Below are 23,703 nucleotides of genomic sequence, written 5' to 3'. Positions count from 1 at the left end.
TTGATAAAATAGATTGTCTTAGATAAAGCCAATGCAAACAATGTGCTGCCAGGTTAAAAGCATATCATCATTCAGCCATGTCAAATAGTGAACTCACACCACTTAATTTCAAGATTAAATCAAGTTCATGTATAAAATGACGATCATCATTTTTGAAATAGGATGATGACGTATCTTTGCGTCGTTATGTATAATTTAGCATAACGATTAACTCTATGGATTCAACTACCTCCATTTGGATATTATTTGCAGCACTCCCTTTGATTGCATTCCTTTATGCCTCAGTTGGGCACGGCGGTGCAAGCGGATATCTTGCCTTGATGGGTATTGTAGGGTTTAGCATTGAAATTATGAAACCAACTGCATTAATTTTGAATGTATTGGTATCAGGTATCGCATTCTTCTATTTTTGGAAAGCGGGATATTTCAGATCAAAAATTTTCTTCGCATTTGCAGCTGGTTCGGTTCCGCTTTCATTTGTTGGCGGAATGATTGAAGTAGAGCCGCAATTGTATAAAATTACACTGGGTATTTTTCTGATTCTTGCCACGCTGAAATTGCTAGGCGTTTTTGATAAAAAATCTTTGACTGAAAAAGAAAATCTTCAAGCACCCAATTTTATATTAGCAGTAATTATTGGCGCACTCATTGGTTTTTTAAGTGGTTTGATTGGTATTGGTGGCGGAATTATCTTAAGTCCTGTTATTTTATTATTGCGATGGAGTACTGTAAAAGAGTCCGCTGCAATATCTGCCCTTTTCATTTTTGTTAATTCACTTTCAGGGCTGGGAGGTCAACTGGTTAACGGCATCACACTTTCACCAGAAAGCGGCATCATGATTGCCCTTGCAGCCGCAGGCGGTTTTGCCGGATCTTACTTTGGAACTTTTAAATTTAATAGCGTGATGCTGAAAAGAGTTCTTGCTCTGGTTTTGCTTTTTGCCTCATTCAAACTAATCATGATTTAAGTATGAATACTACCTTTTTGTTTTTTGGGATGATTGCCGAAGCTGCCGGAACCGACAAATTTGAATGCAGTGATTCATTTATAACTGTCCATGATGCTGAGCAATTTGTTCTTAAAAAATATCCTGCAATCAGCAGCATGAATTATCGGTTAGCGCTGAATGAAATGATGACAAGTAATGCTACAAATCTAACGCTTGAAAATAACCGCATTGCTTTTTTACCGCCATTTGCCGGAGGATGAACATGCTGAGTCAAGAAGAAAAATATAGATACAGCAGACAACTCAATCTACCCAATGTTGGAGAGGCTGGGCAAATCAAATTGAAACAATCTTCAGTATTAGTTGTTGGTGCTGGCGGATTGGGCTGCCCGGTTCTATTATATTTAGCCGGAGCCGGTGTTGGACAAATCGGCATCATTGATCATGACAAAGTTGATATTTCAAATCTTCATCGGCAAATTTTATATCAGACGGATGATGTAGGGAAATTCAAAGCAGAAGTAGCATCTGAAAAAATTCAACGATTAAATCCAACCATTCAAACAACAGTTTATACAGAAAAATTAGATGCACTAAATGCGCGTAAGATTATTGCCAACTATGATTTAATTATTGACGGCACTGATAATTTTTCAGCACGTTATATTGTAAATGATGCCTGTGTTTTAGAAAACAAACCTTGGGTGTATGGTGCAATTTTTAGATTTGAGGGACAAGTATCTGTTTTCAATTATCAAAACGGACCCACGTATCGCTGTCTATTCCCTGAAAAACCAGGCAATGAGCCAAATTGTGCTGAAGCAGGTGTACTCAGTGTTTTACCAGGCATGGCAGGTATCTACATGGCAACTGAAGCCATTAAACTTATACTGAACACCGGCGAATTATTAAACGGAAAAATTATATTCTTCAATACACTTCACAATTCAACTTACACCCTGCAACTTACCAGAAGCGCACATGCAGAAATACAAAAAATGGGCAGCAATGAAGATTACAACATTACTGAAAAATGTGAACTCAATACGCTTGATTTAGACAACCAAACGTTCAGTAAAATGCTTGATCAAGGAATATTGGTATTAGATGTACGAGAAGAATGGGAAGAGCCAAAACTTGCTCATGAAAAAATAGTGCATATACCACTTGCCACCTTGCACGTGCGTAAAAATGAGTTGCCGTTAGATGAAGATATCGTGGTGATTTGTCAAAGCGGAGGAAGATCAAAAACAGCAATAGAAATTCTATCAAAAGAGTATGGCTTTACCCGATTAAAAAATTTGAAAAACGGCATCAGAGCTTATATTGAGAACTGATGATGATGAAAATAATACTAACTATTGTAAAATAACATAATATGAAAAAAGTGCTTTGGGACGGACCCATCAGTCCGCAAAAAATTGCAGATTCTATTGCGCATCATCAAGTGAAAACAAATATTGGTGCACATGATATTTTTTTAGGTCAGGTGCGGGCTGATGCTATTGAAGGAAAAAATGTAACCGCTATTGAATATTCATGTTATGCCGAAATGGCTGAAAATATTTTTCATGAAATACGTGAAGAGGCATTTGCAAAATATGATCTCACGTGTATGCACATTTATCACAGTGTTGGCATTGTAAAAGCAGGTGAAATTTGTCTGTTTGTTTTTACCTCATCAAAACATCGTAAAATGGCTATGGATTCATGCCGTTATATTGTAGAAGAAATTAAAAAACGTGTTCCGGTTTTTGGCAAAGAAATTTTTGAAGATGAAACACATCAGTGGAAAGTAAATCAACCTTAATACACTCTCAGAATCATTACAAGATAAAATCAATTTATGGTAGATATTACAACCAAATCAAACACCTTAAGAAAGGCAACAGCCACGGGCATTGTAAAAGTATCAAAGCAAGAAACTATTGATGCCATTTTAAATCGCACCGTACCAAAAGGCGATGTGTTTGAAATGGCAAAAGCGGCCGGCTTATTAGGTGTAAAAAAAACACCTGATCTATTGCCTGATTGTCATCCACTGCCAATAGAATTTACGGCTGTGCGCTATCGGGTTGAAGGGCTTGAAATCATCATAGAAGTAGAAGTGCATACCATTTACAAAACAGGTGTTGAAGTTGAAGCCATGCACGGGGTAAGTGTTGTTGCATTGACCATGTATGATATGCTGAAACCAATTGATAAAGGAGTTGAAATTTCATCCATTAAACTGCTTGAAAAAAAGGGAGGTAAATCAGATTTCAGAGATAAATTCCGCAACCGACATGATTTGAAAGCGGCTGTCATTGTATGTTCAGATACCATATCAGCAGGACAAAAAGAAGACAAAGCAGGAAAAGCCATTATTGCAAAATTGAAAGAGAGTCAAGTAGAAATTGGTGCGTATGAAATTATTCCGGACGAAAAAGATCAAATTCAAGCCTGCGTAAACAAATTTTACAAAGAAAAATACAGCATGGTGATTTATACAGGCGGCACCGGTTTGTCAAAAAGAGACGTGACGCCAGAGGCGCTTGAACCTATGCTTGACAGAAGAATTTCAGGCATTGAAGAAGCTATTCGCAGCTATGGTCAAGACCGCACACCGTATAGCATGTTATCACGCAGTATTGCCGGGGTGAAGGGAGATATGCTCATACTTGCTTTACCCGGTTCAACTAATGGAGCAAAAGAAAGTATGGATGCAATTTTTCCACAAGTCTTGCATATCTTTGGCATACTCAAAGGAAACCGGCACGATTAAATGGACAACACAGCACAGCCCTCTCCTGTTTCAAAATCAATTGGCTACTGGCTGCTCACAGGTGCAGCATTAGTTATTGCCATGGTTATTTTGGGCGGGTACACACGCTTATCTCACTCAGGACTTTCAATGGTAACCTGGAAACCGGTTACGGGAGTTATTCCGCCCATGAATGAAACTCAATGGCAAACCGAATTTCAAGAATATCAAACCAGCCCTGAATATAAATTGCGTAATTATGATTTTACGCTAGCGGAATTCAAAGAAATTTATTGGCCTGAATTTTATCATCGTCTACTTGGGCGAGTAATGGGTCTTGCATTTATTATTCCATTCATCTATTTTTTAATCAGAAAAAAATTCAACAATAAAAAAATCATCCGACAATTGATTGTTATTTTTCTGCTCGGTCTATTGCAGGGCTTTGCCGGTTGGTACATGGTTGCCAGCGGACTAGTTGACAAACCTGCTGTAAGTCACTACCGACTTGCTATACACCTATGCCTTGCGCTGCTTTTGTTCAGCGTACTTTTTATTTATGCTATCAGAATTCTCAAACCTGAATTAGACAAGGCCGTTTCAATTCAAAAATCATTGCACCAATTTTTGAAGATAACCCTGGTTTTGCTTGTGCTACAAATTATTTACGGAGCATTTGTTGCCGGTTTAAAAGCCGGTCTCTTCTACCCAACTTTTCCAAAAATGGGCACTGAATGGATACCGCAATCCGTGAGTGGCGCATTCAGTACTCAAGGATTTTCAGCTTTGACAGAATCTCCGTTTGTAGTGCAATTCATACACCGCTGGCTGGCAATTTTGGTCACCGCATTTTCAGTGATCATTTTCATCAAATCCCGAGGCCAAAATTCATTAGTAAAGAAAACCGGAAGTGTTATATTTTATTTTACGATTTTACAGGTTGTGTTGGGTGTAATAACCCTTTTAAATCTTGTGCCGGTTTCACTTGGCGTTATTCACCAATTAATGGCTGTGTTTTTACTGAGCAGTTTATTGTTTGCTGTTTTTAGTATCAGAAAATTGGGGTGAATTTTTTTTGTTCCCGCCTTTCCTTTTGTTTGCGCCAACTCAATAATTATCAAATAAAGTATTGTTACTTTTTTCAATTGGATCATTTCAAGTAAAGATACATGATCTTTATGAAAAATTCCATTCTAATGTCTATGCTCATACTGACCGCTTGTGTTGATAAGCAAGACAAAATTGGACAAGTTGAAAATACCAAAACACTTCAAATAATTCCTCCAATTGCCGAGTCAGAACCTATGAATGAAAACTATGCATTAATTGCTGAACATGATACAATTTTGTTAAGCGAAAACGGCTCATTTATTCATGTGCCTTCAAATTGTTTTGTAACAAAAACAGGTGAACCTTGTACGGGAGAAATTGACTTTCATTTCACAGAATACAAAAACGCCGCAGACATTTTTTTTTCAGGTATACCTATGGTAATTAATGACGGTGGGAAAGAAGAAACTTTTCAATCAGCCGGTATGTGCTATGTTGCCGCCTTTCAAAATCAAGAACCTGTTTTTATTGATAAAAATAAAAAGATTGACATTGGCTTGCTTAACAAAGCACAAGACGATGACTACAACTTGTACTATTTTGATACCCTTGCAGGCGAATGGCAGAAACTGAAAGATAGTATTGCCGCAGTGGTTGATGATGATATGCCTTTAAAACCTGCACTTGCCGACAAGGCAGATACGAATAGAATAATTCATGTTGATATTCAAAATGCACCTGATAGACCAGTGCTGGCACCTTGGCACAATTCACGATTTATGCTTGCACGTGGTGAAGAATTGAAATATGCTGAACAAGGAATTTGGTGGTATGAAATGGCTTTAACTCAACATAAACGCGAAGGCTATTTTAATTTGCGCTTTGATGGGGTAAAAGAGAATGAATGGTTTAATGAAGATGTAGTGGTTCAACCATTATTTGAGAAAGAAAAATACAAAGAACAAAAGGAAATTTTTGATGAAAAGATGCGCCGCTATGCTGAACAACTTTTAGTAGAGAAAGATAACTGGATAAGAGATAGTTTGGCTTTGGTTGAACAAGAAAAAACCGAAATGCTGAATGAAGATGTAGTACGTGTTTTTTCAATCACTCAAATGGGATATTACAATTGTGATCGCTATTACAGACAACAAATTCTGGTTAGTAAAACGGTTCAATTGTTCATGAATGGAGAGGAGTTCGATTGCAATAAATACTACCAAATTTGTCCGAGTGACAACGCTGTTATTACTTCATTTACCAATGCAAACAATAGCTATTCAATTACAGCTGTGCCTAATATGGAATTTGCAATAGTAGCTATTCACAAAGATAAATTGGTGATGGCTAAGTATGATTACAACATGTTAAACACAACCAACCGCCTCACCGCCTCTATAGTTTCAACAGACGAATTCAATCAATGGGTGAGTTGGAATGAATAAGCAAAAGTTTATTCAGTAGTAGTTTTTTTGTTTGGATTTTTAGCAAGAATGCCATTGGCGGTTTCAAGGAATTTTACTTCTTCTTTGCCTTTTTCAGCGCCACCTGGATAACCGCACTGACCCCATGAGGTAAGCGCAAAGGTGCCTTTGGCAGTGTCTTTAGTGCCGGTAAAAAAATGAATGGTAGGATACCCTTGTACACCAAATGCTACTTGCAATTCTTGATTTTGTTTGCGCAACGCGTCAGGCAAAACTTTGGTACGCGGAAAATCAATTTCAAGTAATATTACATTTGCCTGAGCCCATTCAATGAATGCTGTTTTAGCAAATACATCACGTTGCAATTTCATACACCAGCCACACCAGTCACTGCCGGTAAAAAAACCAAATACCGGTTTGCCGCTTTCATTTGACAACGTAATTGCTGTATCAAGATTTGAGTACCAGGTTAAATTTTCATCAGCCTTTGAATTTAGAGAAGTGCTGATTGCTAAAGCGATTGCCAGAATATATTTGTACATAATTGTAATGTATGATCAAGGTTTAGAACGACTAAATTTACTAAAAGTTGGTAGCGGGCTTTGTTAAAAATTGGTTAATGTATTGGCAAATAGCACTGAATTTATTCATGTGATGTAAAATGATTCCACCCTTGAGCCTGCAGCTGTACTGAGCTTCCGTCACGACCAATGATTTGCGCACCGGAATTTTTATCAGCATAATGACCAATGACTTTCATGTGTTGATTGTCTTTGATTTTATCATAATCAGTTTGACGAATAGAAAAAAGCAGTTCATAATCTTCTCCGCCATTGAGGGCACATGTGGTGGGATCAAGATTAAATTCACGCGCTACGCGAAAGGTTTCTTGATCAACCGGTATTTTTTCATCATAAATGATACAACCCAGGTTGCTTGCTTTGCAGAGATGCAACAATTCAGAAGCGAGGCCATCAGACACATCAATCATAGATGTTGGTTGCACGCCAATGGTTTTGAGAAAATGCACAATATCTTTACGCGCTTCAGGTTTTAATTGCCTTTCAAGAATATAATCAACTTGCTCAAGCACGGGTTGTATGCCGGGATTTTCAAGAAAAACTTTTTTCTCACGCTCAAGCACTTGAAGCCCCATATATGCAGCGCCAAGATTGCCACTAACGACAAGTAGTTCTTTGTCTTGCCCGCCTGAACGATAAACTATTTCATTTTTTGCCACTTCTCCAATGGCTGTAATTGTAATAACTAAACCACTTTGTGAAGATGTGGTATCACCGCCAACCAAATCAACCTGATAGAGTTCACACGCCTTTTTTATGCCGTCATAAATTTCTTCTACAGCTTCAAGCGAAAAACGATTGGAGATTGCAATTGAAACAACAATTTGACGCACATCACCATTCATGGCATAGATATCAGAAAAATTGACAACGGCAGCTTTGTAGCCAAGATGTTTTAGCGGAGTATACATGAGGTTGAAGTGGATATTTTCAACCAGCGTATCAGTGGTGACGAGCATAAACTTATCACCGGTATCAATAACGGCGGCATCATCACCTACCCCTTTGATGGTGGAGGCATGATGAATTTTTGTATTGGCTGTAAGTTTGTCAATAAGGCCGAATTCACCTAATTTTTCAAGTTCAGTGCGTTTGTCCATGGTGAGGAGTTTGTGTATTAAAGTATAAAAGCCGCATGAGTGATTGACGCGGAAAACCCGCAACCCCCGCCATTAAAGCGGGGGTGAGGATTTGTAGCATAAAGCACGACCCAGCTTTTTTTGCTGGGGCATGCCCTGAAAAATATTATTGTAATGAGCCAATCATTTTTGTTGGATCAACCCAAGCATCATAATCAGCAGCGGTTACGTAGCCAAGGCGCACAGCCTCTTCTTTCAACGTAGTGCCGTTGTTGTGTGCGGCATTTGCAATTTCAGCTGCTTTGTAATAACCAATTTTAGTATTGAGTGCAGTAACCAGCATGAGTGAATTATTCAACAGTTCTTCAATACGACGATAATTTGGTTCAATACCTTGTGCACAATGCTCATCAAATGACACGCAAGCATCACCCAATAAACGAGCTGACTCAAGTAGATTTTTTGCCATTACGGGTTTGAACACATTGAGTTCATAATGCCCTTGGGCACCGCCGAATGCAACAGCTACATCATTACCAATAACCTGTGCACAAACCATGGTTAGCGCTTCACACTGAGTTGGATTTACTTTACCCGGCATAATAGATGAGCCCGGTTCATTGGCAGGGATGATAATTTCAGCAATACCTGAACGTGGACCGGATGCCATCATGCGGACATCATTAGCAATTTTGTTGAGTGAAACAGCCAATTGTTTTAAAGCGCCATGTGTTTCAACAAAGGCATCATGCGCTGCTAGCGCTTCAAATTTATTTTCAGCCGTGATGAATGGATGACCGGTAAACTGCGCTATGTATTTTGCCACTACCACATCATACCCTTTTGGGGTGTTAAGACCGGTACCTACGGCAGTGCCGCCAAGTGCAAGTTCAGCCAAATGTGGCAAGGTATTGCGCAATGCTTTTATGCCGTGCTCAAGTTGTGATACATAACCTGAAAATTCTTGCCCAAGGGTAAGTGGTGTTGCATCCATTAAGTGGGTGCGACCAATTTTAACCACATCTTTAAATGCAGCAGTTTTTGCTTTTAATGTTTTGATTAAAGCCTCAACACCCGGAATGGTAACTTCAACCACCATTTTATACACCGCAATATGCATGCCTGTTGGGTAGGTATCATTAGATGATTGTGATTTATTTACATCATCATTGGCTTCAAGAGTTTTGCCCTCACCCATTTTACCACCTGCAATAACGTGTGCGCGATGTGCAATTACTTCATTCACATTCATATTAGACTGGGTACCTGAGCCGGTTTGCCAAATAACTAACGGGAACTGATCATCCAGCTTACCGGCTAGAATTTCATCACATACGGTAGCAATTTTATCACGCTTGTCAGCCGGCAATACACCTAACTCACAGTTAGCAAAGGCTGCTGCTTTTTTTAAGTATGCAAAGCCCCTGATAATTTCAATGGGCATTGAAGCTGCAGGGCCAATTTTAAAATTATTACGTGAACGCTCAGTTTGTGCGCCCCAATATTTATCAGCAGGTACTTTTACCTCACCGATGGTGTCTTTTTCAATTCTATATTCCATTTTTATTTTTATTTCAGAATTAATACTAACTTTATCCCGTCAAAAAACAAAATTAAATAATTACTCATCATGACATCACTCGGACTTGCAATCTTTCTATGTGTTGGCCTTTTGGCTTTTTGGGTTTTAGTTTTTTTAATGGGATTTATTGTTCCTTTCTGGCTAACGCTGGGCGTGTTACACATGCTGCGTCCAAAAAGATTGGTAAATAAAAACTAGTTGAAAAAATGAAATTGTGATTCCGGGGCAGCCGTTGGTGTGCCCTTTTTTATTTTCGGTAAATTTCTAAAACTTTGCTCGCCGGACGACCGATAACAGCCTTGTCACCCTCAATAAATATGGGACGCTGCAACAGAATTGGGTGCTGCACCAATGCATCAATCAACTCGTCAGTTGATAAATTTTTACCTGCATAATGCTTAACATACACCGGTTCGTTGGTGCGAATAATATCATTTACATTGCAACTCAATTTTTTGAGCAGAGATTCTATGAAGGAACGATCAAACTTAAACGAGGTGAGGTCAATTACTTCAGCTACAATTTCATGATCATCTAAATATTGAAAAGCGTTGCAGCTTTTTGTGCAGTAAGGATGATGCAACATTTGCATAATTAACGTGTTTGAGGTTGAGAAATATTGTAACAAATTAAAGCAACTTTTATTATTTATTATGCGTATTAGCCAACAAACCACTTGGTTTTTTCGTTTCTTGTGTAAGTTATGGTTTTAAGATTTATTGTATTTGGTTTGTTGTTGTACTCATCATTTAGTGCCTTGGCGCAATATTCAACAACAGGCAGCGCTTCTCAAACAGCCTGCGGACAATGGACCGTAACACCTGATAACACCAACCAAACCGGGTCATTTTACAAAAACGCCACCATTAACTTAAGTGCCAATTTCAGTTTACTGTTCAATGTAAAATTTGGATGTGATAATTTTGGCGGAACAGGCTTGGTTTTTGTGCTAAGATCTAGCCCTTGGGCCGTTGGATCCGGAGGCTCGGGAATGGGTTTTCAAGGCATGACAGGTAATTGTATTGGGATAGAATTTGACACCTATGATGATAATTTAAGTTCAAGCAACTATGATATCCCAGGTGACCATATTGGGTTACAAAAAAGCGGAAGTGTTGATCACAATCCCGCTAATCCACTCAATTTGATGGGGACTGTTCCTACGCTGATTTCGCCAAGTTCAGCCAATGTAGAAGATTGTGATTTTCATCTAGTTGAAATTATATGGACAGCAGGCGCAATGCAAACCCTCACCGTGAAAGTTGATGGTGTAACTTCACTTACAAAAACCAGAGATTTTATTGGATCAGATTTTGCAGGCAACCCAAATGTTTTATGGGGATGGACAGGATCAACCAGTGCATTTGACAACGAGCAGGTAGTAGGTATTGGGCTTCAACCCGACTTCACCTTTTCAGCCACCGGATGCCCTGGACAGGTAATTAATTTTACAGATGCGTCTATAGCCCAAAACACCATTACAAACTGGGCATGGGATTTTGACGGATTAGGTACATCTACACTACAAAATCCGTCATTTACCTTTATGACTGCCGGCAGCCATGATGTATCATTGACCATTACAGATAATTCAGGCTGCACGAATACCGTAACCATTCCGGTGGGTGTTGGATTTGAAGTAAACCCCACTGCAGATGATATAACCATTTGTCCAAACACGTCAACCGTATTGCATGCCAATGCTGCACCTTATGTTGGCAATACCTGTTGTTTTGATTTAGTGCTGGGTGATTTATGGGATGACGGATGGCAAGGAAATGAATTGGAAGTTTATGTGAACGGAGTATTATTTGGAACTTACGCCCCTGCATACCCGGGTATGGGGGGAGCTTACTATGAAACCCATAATATTTGTTTTGATCATGATGATGTGGTAGAAATTTTTATCAGTGGGGCAGCATTTCCAGGTGAATGTACCTATACTTTGTACGATGCTGGAGGTAACGTTGTATTAGATGTTCCGCCTGGTGTTGGCACCTGGGTTGATGGTTCATCACAATCATTCACGGTGAGTTGCGGTGCGCCACCACCGGCATATACTTATTCATGGGACAACGCAATTTATCTTGGAGGTGGATCAACCTTGGCTGACCCTACTGCAACTATTCCATCAACCACAACATTCACCGTTACCGTTACCGACCCAGGCACTGGTTGTGTAATCACCGGACCCGTAACCGTATCAACCTATCCTCCGGTGACAGCCACAATCAGCGGTAACCCAACAGTGTGTAACGGAACAAGCGGAACATTGCCTGTTACATTCACCGGTACGCCTCCATTTGATGTAACCATTAGCGGGCCGGGCGGACCTTACAATATCACAGGCATTGGAGCCATGATCTATAATTTTTCTGCAACACTTAATGGAACCTATACTATTACCAGCGTGAGTGGCAGCGGCTGCCCCGGAACATTTTCAGGAACCGGAACATTGAATGTAATTACCCCACCCAATGTAGATATTGCAGCCAGTGCAAGTTATTGCGACGGAGATGTTATTGCAGCACTCACCGTACTTTCAGGAGGCGCAGGCACGGTGAACTGGTATAATAACGCAGGATTAGTTGGGCCTCCACTGGGTACAGGACTTTCATATACTCCGGTTCAGGGCGTTGGTACAGTCACGTATTATGCAGCCACAACTGAACCTATTTTGAATTGTGTTGGTGCAGCAGACAATGTTACTATTACAGTTAATCCAATTCCAACTGCACCAACCTGGATAGGGACTACCACCTATTGTGAAGGAGATTTACCAAGTGCTATTACCGCAAGTCCGTCATTAGGTGGCACCATTACGTGGTATGCTGATGCAGGTCTGACTGCAGTGTTGTCAACCTTGAACAGTTATAACCCAACCTTGGTTGTTGGAACATTTACTTTATACATCACTGAAACCGCAGCAGGTTGTGAAGGACCTGCGACGCCAATAAGTATTTTGGTAAAACCAACACCGGATGCTCCAGCTGTTACAGGAGATATCTTGTATTGTGAAGGAGAAACACCAACAGCTCTCACTGCAACCCCAACCGTAGGAGGAAATATTACCTGGGAAAATTCTTTAGGCATTACTGTAGGTTCAGGTACAACGTTCACACCACCTTTGGCAAATGGTTTGAGTGATTTTATTTGTTTTGAAACATTAAACGGTTGCACCGGACCATCTACAACAACAACCATTGAAGTGCAACCTGCACCTATGGTAAGTGTAACAGAAAGTGTGAGCATTTGCATTGGTGATTCAATTCAAATAACTGCATTAAACAACGGTTATGCAATCACATGGAGTGATGGTCAAAGTGGTGAAACTGTGTATTTATTCCCTGATACAACTACCGTGTTTTATGTCACTGCTACTAATCCGCTTTGCGGTTTTGCTACTGACAGTATACGAATTATTGTTAATGAGGTGCCCTATGTTTTAGCCGGTGACGATACACTTATTGGAATTGGTGGTGAAGTTGAATTGTGGGCAGAATCAGATCCGGACGTTACCTATTCATGGATACCCGAACCCATGGAATGTCTCACAGAAAACTGTTCTCAAATTTACGACGTACCTGATCAGGCTACAGTTTATGTAGTGATTGTAACTGACCCAATTGGTTGTCAAAACAGTGATAGTGTTTTAGTAGATATCAACGGTTATATGGAAGTTTTTGTTCCAAATATCTTTTCACCAAATGGCGATGGACACAACGATTTGTTGGTTGTAAACGGTCCACGACTATTCAATTATTATATACAGATTTATGATCGGTGGGGCAAATTAGTTTTTGAATCTACTGAACAAAAAGATTATTGGGATGGTAAAATGAACGGTGCTGAACTTGCACCACAAACTTTTGTCTACATGCTGCGTGGTGAAACTGTGTTGGGTGATCAAATCAGTCAAGAAGGAAACGTAACCATTATTAAATAGGTAACACCAACCTCCATACTTTTATCTTCGTTATATTTGAATAAACAAACACGCACGTGCATGAAAAACTTTTTACTCTTTATTTCTTTTGGATCATTAATCAGTTTTGCCCAACCGGGAGAGCAACAAATGACCAGTACACATGCCAATACACCCGATTGGGGATATGTAACCAAATCAGCCGGAGACTCATGCGGGGCATATTTCAATAATTATATCGGCCTAGAAAAAACAACAAGCATTGGACAAGAGTATATGCGCACCGGAGATGTTGTAGATGATTATTACTATAACGGACGTGCCATGCGTTTTCACGTTTCACAACCAACAGAAGTGAGTGGAGTTGAATTCTATGCTTACGAAACTTCTACCCTTGACTCAGTGATGGTGATTACCTCACTTCACTCATACCTTTCAGCAATTGATTCAGTTGGACCGGAAATTACACGAGACACCGTGTACGTTAAACACACCGCCTTTACGGTAGTATTGCCAAACATTTCAGTTAAAAGTTATTTTGATTCGCCGGTTGTAATGACAGATGATTTTATCATTGCCATGCACACTCCCTTAAATGAAGAATTGGTAATTATTGCTAATGATTACACCATCAATGAAGGAAACGGAGAATATCTTTCATATGCATTATATGAGAATCCTGCCTACCCTGCATGGGATGGTTGGTATTCCAACGCGAATGATTTTTTACCATCAGTGTATGATTATGATTATTTGATGTCTCCGTTAGTGAAATACGATTTGTTTACGCCCTTCACCGTTGTTGATGATACTATTTGCCCTGATGTGGTAAACGCAGGTTGTGTTGATTATAACCAATTAGGAAATTTTAGCAATCACATGTACAATTCACAATCAGGCAGTGCCACTACGCACATCCGCTGGTTATGGGGTGATGGTTATCAAAATGTTGACATTACAGATGCCTGTCATACCTATGCTAATCCCGGAACATTTACCATTGCATTAGCAGATACCATTTTTATTCATGACATCAATACACCCTACTGTGCAGTTAATGTAAGTCAGCCGATTATTGTATTGGATGTTCCGGTTCCGTCATTTACTTTTACGGTAGATGGGTTAGTCACTGACTTTGTTAATACGTCAAGCAATAGCGACTCTGTGTGGTGGAATTTTGGTGATGGTTCAGGGGGAACTGATACAAATAATCCATCGCATACTTTTCCTTCAGTTGCAACATTTGATGTTTGGATGTACGCCTACAATGAGTGCAGTGTTGATTCTGTAATGCATACTGTAAACACAACAGATGCCGGAATGGAAGAAAAAAATAATGAGATAACTATTTATCCTAATCCGGCTAATGCGCAGGTTACCATCAGTGGTGCAGAACAAGGTGGAAGAATTGAAATTATAAATATCTTGGGCGAAACCGTACTTGTTGTCAACGCAGATCAACAAACTGAATTTATCTCTGTTAGTCATCTTTCAACCGGCACCTATTTTGTGAAGATGACAACTTCATCAGGAACAGTAACCAAAAAACTAGTGATCAAACATTGATGCACCAAATCCAATCCAATTTTCTGATGAGAAAACCACGCAGAAACATGGGTATTTTATTCGTCAATTCACTGATCGCAGATTTTAGCGTAAATTAGTGCAGTGAGAAAATCTGTACGCAATCCCCTGTTTTTGTTTTACCTGCTACTCATTTATGTAGTAGTTCAATTCAGTTGGTGGCTATATTTAATTGCCTCGCTTTATAATGATCTTTATGTTGACCCTGCACAGCAGCAGAAAAAAATGATGATGCTGGTGGGTGAAGGATCAGTATTTGTATTGATACTTTTAGGAGGTGCATACATGATTAAAAGAGCCTATAAAAAGGAACACCAACTAAATAAATTGCAAGAGAATTTTTTACTCTCTATTTCACACGAATTAAAAACACCCATTGCATCAGTTACATTATTTTTACAGACACTTCAAAAAAGAGAATTGGATGCAGAGAAGCGAGATGATATCTACGCGCAAAGTCTAAATGAAATAAAGCGCTTAGAAAGTTTAGTCTCCAATTTGCTCATTACCCGAAGCATTGACAACAACAATTATTTTCTCAATAAATCTGCGCAACCTCTTGATGAAATAATCAATTCAACTGTGCGCGTGCTGAGCACATCAGTTCTAAAAAATTATCAAATAAAACAAAATCTAGAACCTCATCAGATACTGGCAGACCATGAAGCCATGGTAAGTGTTGTTTCAAATCTGCTTTCAAACGCCGCCAAATATTCACCACAAGGAAGTGAAATCAGCATCAATTTAAAAAAAACAGGATCAGAAATAATCCTTGAAATTTCAGATCAGGGAATTGGCATACATGATGAAAAAAAGAAAATGGTATTTGATCGCTTTTATCGTGAAGAAAATGAAATGACTCGCAAATCAAAAGGTACTGGGCTTGGTTTGTTTATTACAAAATTTCTGGTTCATCAGCATCAAGGGCGAATTGAATTGCATGATAACAAGCCATGCGGTCTTACCGTGAAATTATTTTTTCCGATCATATAAATCAACGAGCCTTTCACAGCATGAACAAACTCTCCATTATTATTCCTTGTTACAATGAAGCCGGAACCATTGGAGAAGTTCTCAAGGTAATGCATCAATTACAATTGATAAATTCAGTTCAAAAAGAAATAATTGTCATTGATGATTGTTCACGTGATGCGTCATATCAACATATTCAAGCTACCATTCAAGAGATATCTTCATCAAATTTTGTTATTTGCAAGCATGAAATAAATAAAGGCAAAGGTGGAGCAATTCACACCGGAATAAAACATGCAACCGGTGACTACATCATCATTCAAGACGCCGATCTAGAACTTGATCCGCACGAAATAAATTTATTGATTGAAAAAGTAAACAACAATCAGGCAGATGTAGTATATGGTTCACGTTTTTTAAACACCAAGCAGAAAGGCGGATCATGGCTCAGCAACCGCGCCAACGGATTTTTAACTTGGTTGTCCAATCTGATATTCAGAATAAAAATTACTGACATGGAAACCTGTTATAAATTGGTTCCCGCTGATGTATTTAAATCACTCAAACTGGTAGAGCAACGCTTTGGTTTTGAGCCTGAGATTACCGCCAAATTAGCAAAACATCGCAAATTACGTTGGGCTGAAGTACCCATCACATACAAAGCAAGAACCGGTGAACAAGGGAAAAAAATAGGTTGGAAAGATGGATTCAGAGCCATGTGGTGCATCATAAAATATGGATTTGGAAAATAAGCTAAACGAAACTGTGTTCAGTACTCTTTGCTTTTAATCCCCCCCCCCCTTTTTTTTTTCATACCCTGCAACTTTAGTGAGGTTAAAGACGTCTTGAAAATGATTTTAACCCATAAATCATGAAGATCACTCTTGCCACTTTAGTAGGAATCATTTTACACCTCAACGCATTTTTGCAATGTGATAGTTTACATTTTGTTGAATTAGGATATGTACCTGCCCATTGCAGAACAAACGTGAATCAAAATGGGCATGGAATAGTATATGCCTTCGCAGCAAGTCCCAACGGGCCCTGTGAATATACCTGGATGAATTTACAAACCGGACAAATAAGTCATAACACTACGTGGGGCGGTTTAAATATCGGAGAATATAAAATTACAGCAACGGATAGTATTGGTTGCGATATTTCAGAAGTTGTTAAACTGGACTCAGTCAATCCTCAAGCCAATTTTACGCTACTAACAAGCACGGTTTATGAAACAGATAATGGATACACGCAAGCAGAATTAGTATTCACAAACACCTCAACAAACATTGGTGATAACCTGCCAGACCCTTGGCCTGATTATTTGTACGCATGGAATTTTGACAACACCACTTGGAATTCTGCAAGTATTCAAGACGAATTTTCTGTGATTATTGAATCTCCCGGATATCATGAAATATGTCTGGCAGGTACTAATACCAATGGTTGTGTTGACACGCTGTGTCAGTCTTTTTTGATTACAGAAAATATTGATTCAACCCTTGATGTAACGTTTAATTATTCATCTTATACCGGAGAAATATCTGTTGAATTATTGACTGACCTCCCTGCGCAAATTTCATTTTATTCACTTGATGGAATACTTGTATTGCAGAGTGTTTTGACTGCGGGTTCAAATACTTTTTTACTTTCATCAGGCACTTATGTTTATGAGGTTGTGAATGTGTCAAGTGGTGTTCAACTGCTCTCAGGATCGTTTACTGTTTTGTGAATACCGATTCTAGGTGCAATTAATTTGCGTTTATATGCAAGAATTAATTGTAATTTAGTTAGTCATATTCACAATCAAATTGGATAATTCAGGTGCAGAACAATAAAATATTTACATGGAAAAATGTACTCAGCACTACCATCCTGTTTACGCTGATCTATTTTGTAGTGTTTGCGCGCTTAGGTTCATTCGCGTTCAGACCATGGGATGAGGCTATGTTTGCAGTAAACGCGTACGAAATGTCAGAGAACGGAAATATGATGGTTCCAACTTTTGATCACGAAGTAGATCTTAGAAATACTAAACCGCTGTTGGTTACCTGGGTGCAAGTTGCGTGTATAAAAATATTTGGCTTTTCTGAATGGTCAATCAGATTTCCAAGCGCATGCGCTGTTTTTTTCTCAATCCTCGTTTTGTTCAGTTTTCTGAAAAAGTATAAAGATGAATTATTTGCCTGGACAGCTGTTTTGATTTTAATGACAAGTTCAGGATATCTTACATACCACACCGGGCGCACCGGAGACGCGGATGCTTTGTTGAGTTTTTTTCTGTTGGCAATGGTATTGAATGTATTGAAATTTTTCATGGAGCTAAAAAATAAATACGTGCTTTTTGCCGGCGTCTTTTTCTCTCTTGCCATCATGACTAAAAGTTTTGCCGCCATGCTGTTCATTTTACCACTTGTTGCTGCCATTATACTTTACCGAAAACAATTTCTGATCGCAATTAAAACATGGCATTTGTACGTGGGAATCGTGCTTGTTACAGGCTCTCTACTGGTGGTTTTTATCATCAGAGAACATTTTCAACCGGGATTTCTCAACCTGACATTTCAACATGATGCAGGCAGATTAATTGAAATGAAAAATATTGGAAAAGAAGGATGGCGCTTTTTTTTAGAACATATTTTCTACACCCGATTTTCATATTGGTCAGTTTTCTTCTTTATAGGTTTAATTTTAATGTTCAAGTTAGGTGATGATATTGAACGAAAGATATTTTATGTGACCGCATTATTTTGTGGTTTCTATATTTTGCAAATTTCAATTTCAAGCACCAAAATGATTTGGTACGATATGCCGGTTTATCCATTTCTTGCCTGCATTGCAGCAATACCCATTTATCAACTTATACATCTTTTTCAATTATATAAACTACCGCTTGTTGCCGTTACCTTGTTCTTCATTTTTCTGATTCCATATCATCAACAATTTTATAATGCCCAATCAAATAAATTATCTTCTGGTGACAGAATGGAAGAGGCAGCCAGTATATTTCTCTATGAAAAATCAAAACGACGTGAATATGAAAACATCACCATTTTTCACCACGGATTTCAAGGATCTTTGCTCTGTTACAAGTACAAATTTTCTGAACATGGTGCCATTGTGAGAATCACTAAAACGGCTGATTTTGAACCGCAGGAAAAAGTATTTGTGCACCAGGAAGAATACTTATCAATATTACATCAATCATTCCATTACGACACGCTTGAGCAACTAAATGGTGGAATTTATGTGCAGATAAAATAAACCATCACTTTTTTGAGAATCGCTGCTTAACTGTCCAAAAATCAAGATAAAAAAGTATTTTGAGCGAGATACTGTTAGTGGCAGGGAAGTCAAAAAGATTTTGCACATTGCTGAAATAGTTTTGATCAATTTGATCAGAGAAAGAGAAGATAGAATTTTTCCAGACCAGACTTAATTCACTACCTGGGGCAAAAACCCATCGGTAAGCCATGTCAATTGTAAATGCGTTATAACTATTGTTGTGCAGTGAGACGCTGTCAGCAGATAAACCGGTGTAAGTGGTAGGTTGAAATTTTCCCTCATCATCTAATCTGTAGAACGATTCATACTCTACTTTCGACCAGTAGTGCCGCAATCTGAATGTAATACCCATGCGGTTGGTAAAAATATAAGTGGCCGCAGCGGTATTTTCGGTAATGAATCTGTCACGAATTGAAAAAATTGGATCATCACCATCAAAAGGCACATTAAAATTATTATCCAATGCAACGCCTTCTTCATTCTCTAGATATCCAAGATAATTGGTGAGCACTACAAAAAATTTATCGCTTAAACGCAAACGCGGACTAGTAGTAATTTCTAAAATATATCTTCCCGGATCATTCAATTTAATATACCCATATCGCATATCCAGTGCAAATGGTTTTCCGTAATTTGATGAAATAAATCCGCCTGCACCCAATGATTGTGGATACTCGTTAAATCGTCCATCAACACGAGGTTCATAAAAATCATACGTGATAACCGGTTCACTAAAAAGCCAAAAACCGGCTGTGAGAAAATTTTTAAACGTTCCACCAACTTCTGCATTTACTTCAAGATTTGCAAATGCGTTTGGATCAATATTCCGTGTATATGAAGTTGAAAAACTTGACCACAAATTATACAGTCTCCAAAAAGGAGTAAAAATACTGTATCCCACTTGCGCATTCACGGTTCGCTGATTGGTCCAGAAAAAATAGCCAAGATCATTTGGGTTATAGGATTTGCTGGTTTCAAAATAAGAAGTGCCCCACGTAAATTGCCCGGCTGATTTTCCAAATCCGAAATTGATTAGATGTCCCAGATCAGTAGAATCTTCATGATAAATTTGCGACAACACAAACTGACCAACCGTTTGATATTTTTGTTGTTTGGTGTATAAATTATATGCAGCCGATGTCACGTTTGCATCATACGCACTACCTGATCTCCAGACATTCGTATTTAATACTGTAACACTTGAATTGTTTTTCAGATTCTGATCAAATACAATCACGCTATAATTAGTCAAAGGATCTGTCTGAATTTCCCTTGCCTCATTTGTTTGTGTATTAGTAATAGTTGCAAAAGAAGGCGCTGTAATTGCATTAAATACACCAATACCTAAACCTGATTGAGTGCGACCAGAAACCTTTGTTGCATTGAACAACCGAGCAGCAGACGGATTAGCAGAAACTATTTCATTGCTGTCAATTTCACCATAGACATCATAATAATTCAGTGGTGTTCCTCCAATACGTCTTGAATAAAATAAATCTCCTTTATTAAATAGCTCAGTACCTTCAGTAAAAAACTGGCGTCGTTCATTAAACTTCACTTCAAATGGTGATAAATTCAAAACTTGATTATCAAATTGTACCTGACCAAAATCCGGAATCAGCGTTACATCCAGCGTGAATGATTCATTCAAACCATACTTCAAATCCATTCCGCCATTGGCTGTGTAAGATGTTGTTCCGTTGTCACCGTGATGCTCAATATAACCTGAAACATAAGGAGAAACTGATAACCGCACCGGACTTTCAATTTGACTAATCCCATGCAAAACACCTAACTGAGAAATAAGATTAATTCCTTTGGGGTCATAAAAATTCCAATATGATTCCTCACGATTTCTTCTGATGTTGCGCGCAAAATTAATACCCCAAGTTTGACTCTCTGATTTTGGAAAACGCAAAGCAGAGAAAGGAATTTTCAATTCAGCAATCCATTTATCATCATGAATACTGATTTCACTTTGCCACACCGCATTCCAGTTTGGATCAATATCATCAACCTGATGCAGCTCATCAACCTGCACACCGGCACTTGTAACAATGAATGAAAAACCAAGTGTACCCGCATTGTATGAATCAAAGATAACACCAAACCAATCAGCATTACCCACATCATCACGCTGAGAAAGCGTGCTAGTAATGCTGTCTTTTTCATCCCACATCACGGCAGCAACATAGATAGCTTGATTGTCATAGGACACCATCACATCCGTTTTACGACAAGATGGAGCACCTGCCACAGGTACATTTTGAATAAAATCAGAGGCAACAAAAGAATTTTTCCAGCAGCTTTCATTCAGGTTTCCGTCAATGACAATTTTTTCCTGCGTGCGGACTGATTCAATAGTTTTTCTGTCAGCACCAAAATTGATGAGAGAAAAAAACAACAAGCCTAAAGTGAAAATCCGGTCCATCCAAATCAAAGGTCATGAAAGGTAATCAGATGACAAAATAATTTATGTGAAAGGAAAAACCGGAGGATAATTCCCCTTGTTCTAATCCATGCGTGGTTTTATTTAAATCTCTCTTTTGAAAGAAGAAATTCCGGTGATGTCCATTCCGGTAATCAACAAGTGAATATCATGTGTGCCTTCATAAGTAACCACAGATTCAAGGTTAGCCATGTGACGCATAACTGAAAATTCATTGGTGATACCCATAGCGCCCAAAATTTGACGTGCTTCACGAGCAATGCGCAAGGCAATTTCAACATTGTTTCGTTTTGCCATTGAGATTTGAGCAGAAGTTGCACGCCCCTCATTTCTTAATTGACCAAGGCGGAAAGTAAGTAACTGCGCTTTGGTAATTTCAGTAATCATTTCAGCCAATTTTTTTTGTGTTAACTGAAAAGCAGCAATCGGTTCACCAAATTGAATACGCTCTTTTGAATAACGCAATGCTTGATCATAGCAATCCATAGCTGCACCAAGAGCACCCCATGCTATTCCGTATCTTGCAGAATCAAGACAACCAAGCGGAGCACCCAAGCCTGATTTGTTAGGTAAAATATTTGCTTTAGGAACTTTTACATTGTCAAAAATCAACTCACCGGTGATTGATGCACGCAATGATAATTTGCCATGCATTTCAGGAGCAGAAAAACCCTCCATTCCTTTTTCTACAATCAAACCGTGAATGCGCCCTGATTCGTCTTTTGCCCATACCACGGCAACATCAGAAAGAGGCGCATTTGAAATCCACATTTTTGCACCATTTAAAATCACATGATCACCGGCATCTTTAAAATTGGTGATCATTCCACCCGGGTTTGAACCGTGATCAGGTTCTGTCAATCCAAAACAACCAAGGAATTCACCACTGGCTAATTTTGGAAGATATTTTTTGCGCTGCTCTTCATTCCCGTATTTATAAATTGGATACATAACCAATGAAGATTGTACTGATGATGTAGATCGTAAACCTGAATCACAACGCTCAAGCTCTTGCATAATCACACCATACGCAATTTGATCCAAACCCGGTCCGCCATATTCTTCAGGAATATAAGGTCCAAATGCACCAATTTCACCTAATCCTTTGATGAGATGTTTTGGAAATTCAGCACGTTCATAATAATCTTCAATAATTGGAGATACATTTTGTTTTACCCATGCTCTTACTGAATCACGCACTAATTTGTGCTCTTCAGAAAGTAAATCATCCATGTTATAATAATCAGGGTGGGTATATAGATCGCTGGCCATAAGATTGATTCTTTTTTATTTTGCGCGACAAATGTATGGATTTTAACATGACTCTGCTCGTTTTTGTTTCAGATTAAACAGCCTGATATTTATCATAAATCCTAATTTTACATCCGATGGATTTCATAGAATATCTGCAAGGCACCTCTGTTATTGGGCAACAAAATCCCTTGAAAGAAAGTTTCAACTGGGTTTTTTGGTCTATGATTTTTTTTAATCTAGTTGCCTTTGCTTATGTGAAAATGCGTCATCCGGGCTATATTCCGGTGTTGTTCAGAACCGGTTTTTATAACCGTCAATTGTATCAAAACATGTCTGAAGATTTGAAATTATCTTCTTTTGCTTCTTACCTACTGATGTTAGCCTATCAATTTACGTTGGCATTAATGCTTTATGTGTTTATAAAAATTCAGAATCCAACTTTTGTATTCATATTGCTGGGCGCCTTGATTTTGATGAATACGATTAAGTTTTTATTCATGCGCTTTGTGGCTGTAATCTCTCAGGTACAACAAGGTGTTTCAGAACATCGCTTAAATCACTTTGTTTACGGGCAAATTGCAACTTTTATGCTGACACCGATAATGGCTTCAGTTGAATTTTTGCAAGCAGATGTTCAGTTTATCACTTATCAGATATTGGCTATAGTGGTGATATTATTAATTTTAACACGTGAATTTCAGTCATTTGTGCGTGCCGCCAAACAACGCGTTCCTATATTCTATATTATTTTATATCTTTGCACCCTTGAATTAATACCGTTAATCGTCTTGATTCGGGTATTAGTCAGATAAAAAGAGGAATTAAA

General features: G+C 38.6%; 20 protein-coding genes. 14 read left to right on the top strand and 6 right to left on the bottom strand.

The window, feature by feature from the left end; translation table 11 throughout:
- The first annotated feature begins 215 nt into the window (after window positions 1-215).
- The 7 genes from IPH66_00950 (at window position 216) to IPH66_00920 (ending at window position 6,187) form a co-directional block, all read left to right on the top strand.
- The gene (locus IPH66_00950) at window positions 216-968 is read left to right on the top strand and encodes a sulfite exporter TauE/SafE family protein (protein ID MBK7127921.1); all 753 of its coding nucleotides are present in this window, start codon (window positions 216-218) and stop codon (window positions 966-968) included.
- Between the two features lie 2 nt (window positions 969-970).
- Entirely contained in the window at window positions 971-1,210 is a 240-nt protein-coding gene (locus IPH66_00945) for a MoaD/ThiS family protein (GenBank protein ID MBK7127920.1), read from the top strand.
- Window positions 1,211-1,212: 2 nt separating this feature from the next.
- Complete coding sequence (locus IPH66_00940) at window positions 1,213-2,286, top strand: HesA/MoeB/ThiF family protein (GenBank protein ID MBK7127919.1); 1,074 nt, start codon at window positions 1,213-1,215, stop codon at window positions 2,284-2,286.
- Window positions 2,287-2,327: 41 nt separating this feature from the next.
- The gene (locus tag IPH66_00935) at window positions 2,328-2,759 is read left to right on the top strand and encodes a molybdenum cofactor biosynthesis protein MoaE (protein MBK7127918.1); all 432 of its coding nucleotides are present in this window, start codon (window positions 2,328-2,330) and stop codon (window positions 2,757-2,759) included.
- Between the two features lie 36 nt (window positions 2,760-2,795).
- The gene (locus tag IPH66_00930; GenBank protein ID MBK7127917.1) at window positions 2,796-3,713 is read left to right on the top strand and encodes a bifunctional molybdenum cofactor biosynthesis protein MoaC/MoaB; all 918 of its coding nucleotides are present in this window, start codon (window positions 2,796-2,798) and stop codon (window positions 3,711-3,713) included.
- Window positions 3,714-4,760, top strand: coding sequence for a COX15/CtaA family protein (locus IPH66_00925; protein ID MBK7127916.1), 1,047 nt, complete (start codon window positions 3,714-3,716; stop codon window positions 4,758-4,760). It abuts the gene before it with no gap.
- A gap of 134 nt (window positions 4,761-4,894) precedes the next feature.
- Window positions 4,895-6,187, top strand: a complete 1,293-nt coding sequence (locus tag IPH66_00920; GenBank protein ID MBK7127915.1) for a hypothetical protein — start codon at window positions 4,895-4,897, stop codon at window positions 6,185-6,187.
- Between the two features lie 8 nt (window positions 6,188-6,195).
- Here the strand turns inward: IPH66_00920 and IPH66_00915 are convergent, their stop codons facing one another.
- The 4 genes from IPH66_00915 to IPH66_00900 all read right to left on the bottom strand — a co-directional run bounded on the left by IPH66_00915 (window position 6,196) and on the right by IPH66_00900 (window position 10,000).
- The gene (locus IPH66_00915) at window positions 6,196-6,708 is read right to left on the bottom strand and encodes a thioredoxin family protein (protein MBK7127914.1); all 513 of its coding nucleotides are present in this window, start codon (window positions 6,706-6,708) and stop codon (window positions 6,196-6,198) included.
- A 101-nt stretch (window positions 6,709-6,809) separates the two neighbouring features.
- Entirely contained in the window at window positions 6,810-7,847 is a 1,038-nt protein-coding gene (gene thiL, locus IPH66_00910) for a thiamine-phosphate kinase (protein MBK7127913.1), read from the bottom strand.
- 145 nt (window positions 7,848-7,992) lie between these two features.
- Entirely contained in the window at window positions 7,993-9,387 is a 1,395-nt protein-coding gene (gene fumC, locus IPH66_00905) for a class II fumarate hydratase (protein MBK7127912.1), read from the bottom strand.
- A 268-nt stretch (window positions 9,388-9,655) separates the two neighbouring features.
- The gene (locus tag IPH66_00900) at window positions 9,656-10,000 is read right to left on the bottom strand and encodes an arsenate reductase (glutaredoxin) (protein MBK7127911.1); all 345 of its coding nucleotides are present in this window, start codon (window positions 9,998-10,000) and stop codon (window positions 9,656-9,658) included.
- Window positions 10,001-10,111: 111 nt separating this feature from the next.
- On the opposite strand from IPH66_00900, the gene IPH66_00895 reads away from it, so the two are divergent.
- The 6 genes from IPH66_00895 to IPH66_00870 all read left to right on the top strand — a co-directional run bounded on the left by IPH66_00895 (window position 10,112) and on the right by IPH66_00870 (window position 19,153).
- Complete coding sequence (locus tag IPH66_00895) at window positions 10,112-13,354, top strand: gliding motility-associated C-terminal domain-containing protein (protein ID MBK7127910.1); 3,243 nt, start codon at window positions 10,112-10,114, stop codon at window positions 13,352-13,354.
- A gap of 60 nt (window positions 13,355-13,414) precedes the next feature.
- Complete coding sequence (locus tag IPH66_00890) at window positions 13,415-14,899, top strand: T9SS type A sorting domain-containing protein (GenBank protein ID MBK7127909.1); 1,485 nt, start codon at window positions 13,415-13,417, stop codon at window positions 14,897-14,899.
- A 102-nt stretch (window positions 14,900-15,001) separates the two neighbouring features.
- On the top strand, window positions 15,002-15,910 hold the full coding sequence (locus IPH66_00885; protein MBK7127908.1) for a HAMP domain-containing histidine kinase: 909 nt from the start codon (window positions 15,002-15,004) through the stop codon (window positions 15,908-15,910).
- Between the two features lie 20 nt (window positions 15,911-15,930).
- Window positions 15,931-16,641 (top strand): glycosyltransferase family 2 protein, encoded by a 711-nt coding sequence (locus IPH66_00880; GenBank protein MBK7127907.1) that lies wholly within the window; start codon window positions 15,931-15,933, stop codon window positions 16,639-16,641.
- Between the two features lie 119 nt (window positions 16,642-16,760).
- Window positions 16,761-17,621: a hypothetical protein gene (locus IPH66_00875; protein ID MBK7127906.1), complete on the top strand. Its 861-nt coding sequence runs from the start codon at window positions 16,761-16,763 to the stop codon at window positions 17,619-17,621.
- A gap of 92 nt (window positions 17,622-17,713) precedes the next feature.
- A complete protein-coding gene (locus tag IPH66_00870) occupies window positions 17,714-19,153 on the top strand; it encodes a glycosyltransferase family 39 protein (protein ID MBK7127905.1) in 1,440 nt (479 codons plus the stop codon).
- A gap of 4 nt (window positions 19,154-19,157) precedes the next feature.
- On the opposite strand, the gene IPH66_00865 is transcribed toward IPH66_00870, so the two are convergent.
- The gene (locus IPH66_00865; GenBank protein MBK7127904.1) at window positions 19,158-21,605 is read right to left on the bottom strand and encodes a carbohydrate binding family 9 domain-containing protein; all 2,448 of its coding nucleotides are present in this window, start codon (window positions 21,603-21,605) and stop codon (window positions 19,158-19,160) included.
- 102 nt (window positions 21,606-21,707) lie between these two features.
- Window positions 21,708-22,895 (bottom strand): acyl-CoA dehydrogenase family protein, encoded by a 1,188-nt coding sequence (locus tag IPH66_00860; GenBank protein ID MBK7127903.1) that lies wholly within the window; start codon window positions 22,893-22,895, stop codon window positions 21,708-21,710.
- Between the two features lie 116 nt (window positions 22,896-23,011).
- Between IPH66_00860 and IPH66_00855 the strand changes: the two genes are divergently transcribed.
- Complete coding sequence (locus tag IPH66_00855; GenBank protein MBK7127902.1) at window positions 23,012-23,689, top strand: DUF4271 domain-containing protein; 678 nt, start codon at window positions 23,012-23,014, stop codon at window positions 23,687-23,689.
- The last annotated feature ends 14 nt before the right edge of the window (window positions 23,690-23,703 follow it).

Source organism: Crocinitomicaceae bacterium (assembly GCA_016708105.1).
Taxonomy (GTDB): Bacteria; Bacteroidota; Bacteroidia; order Flavobacteriales_D; family Crocinitomicaceae; genus JADJGJ01.
The sequence above is the reverse complement of the archived record's forward strand: the minus strand, read 5'-3'. Positions and strand labels throughout refer to the sequence as shown.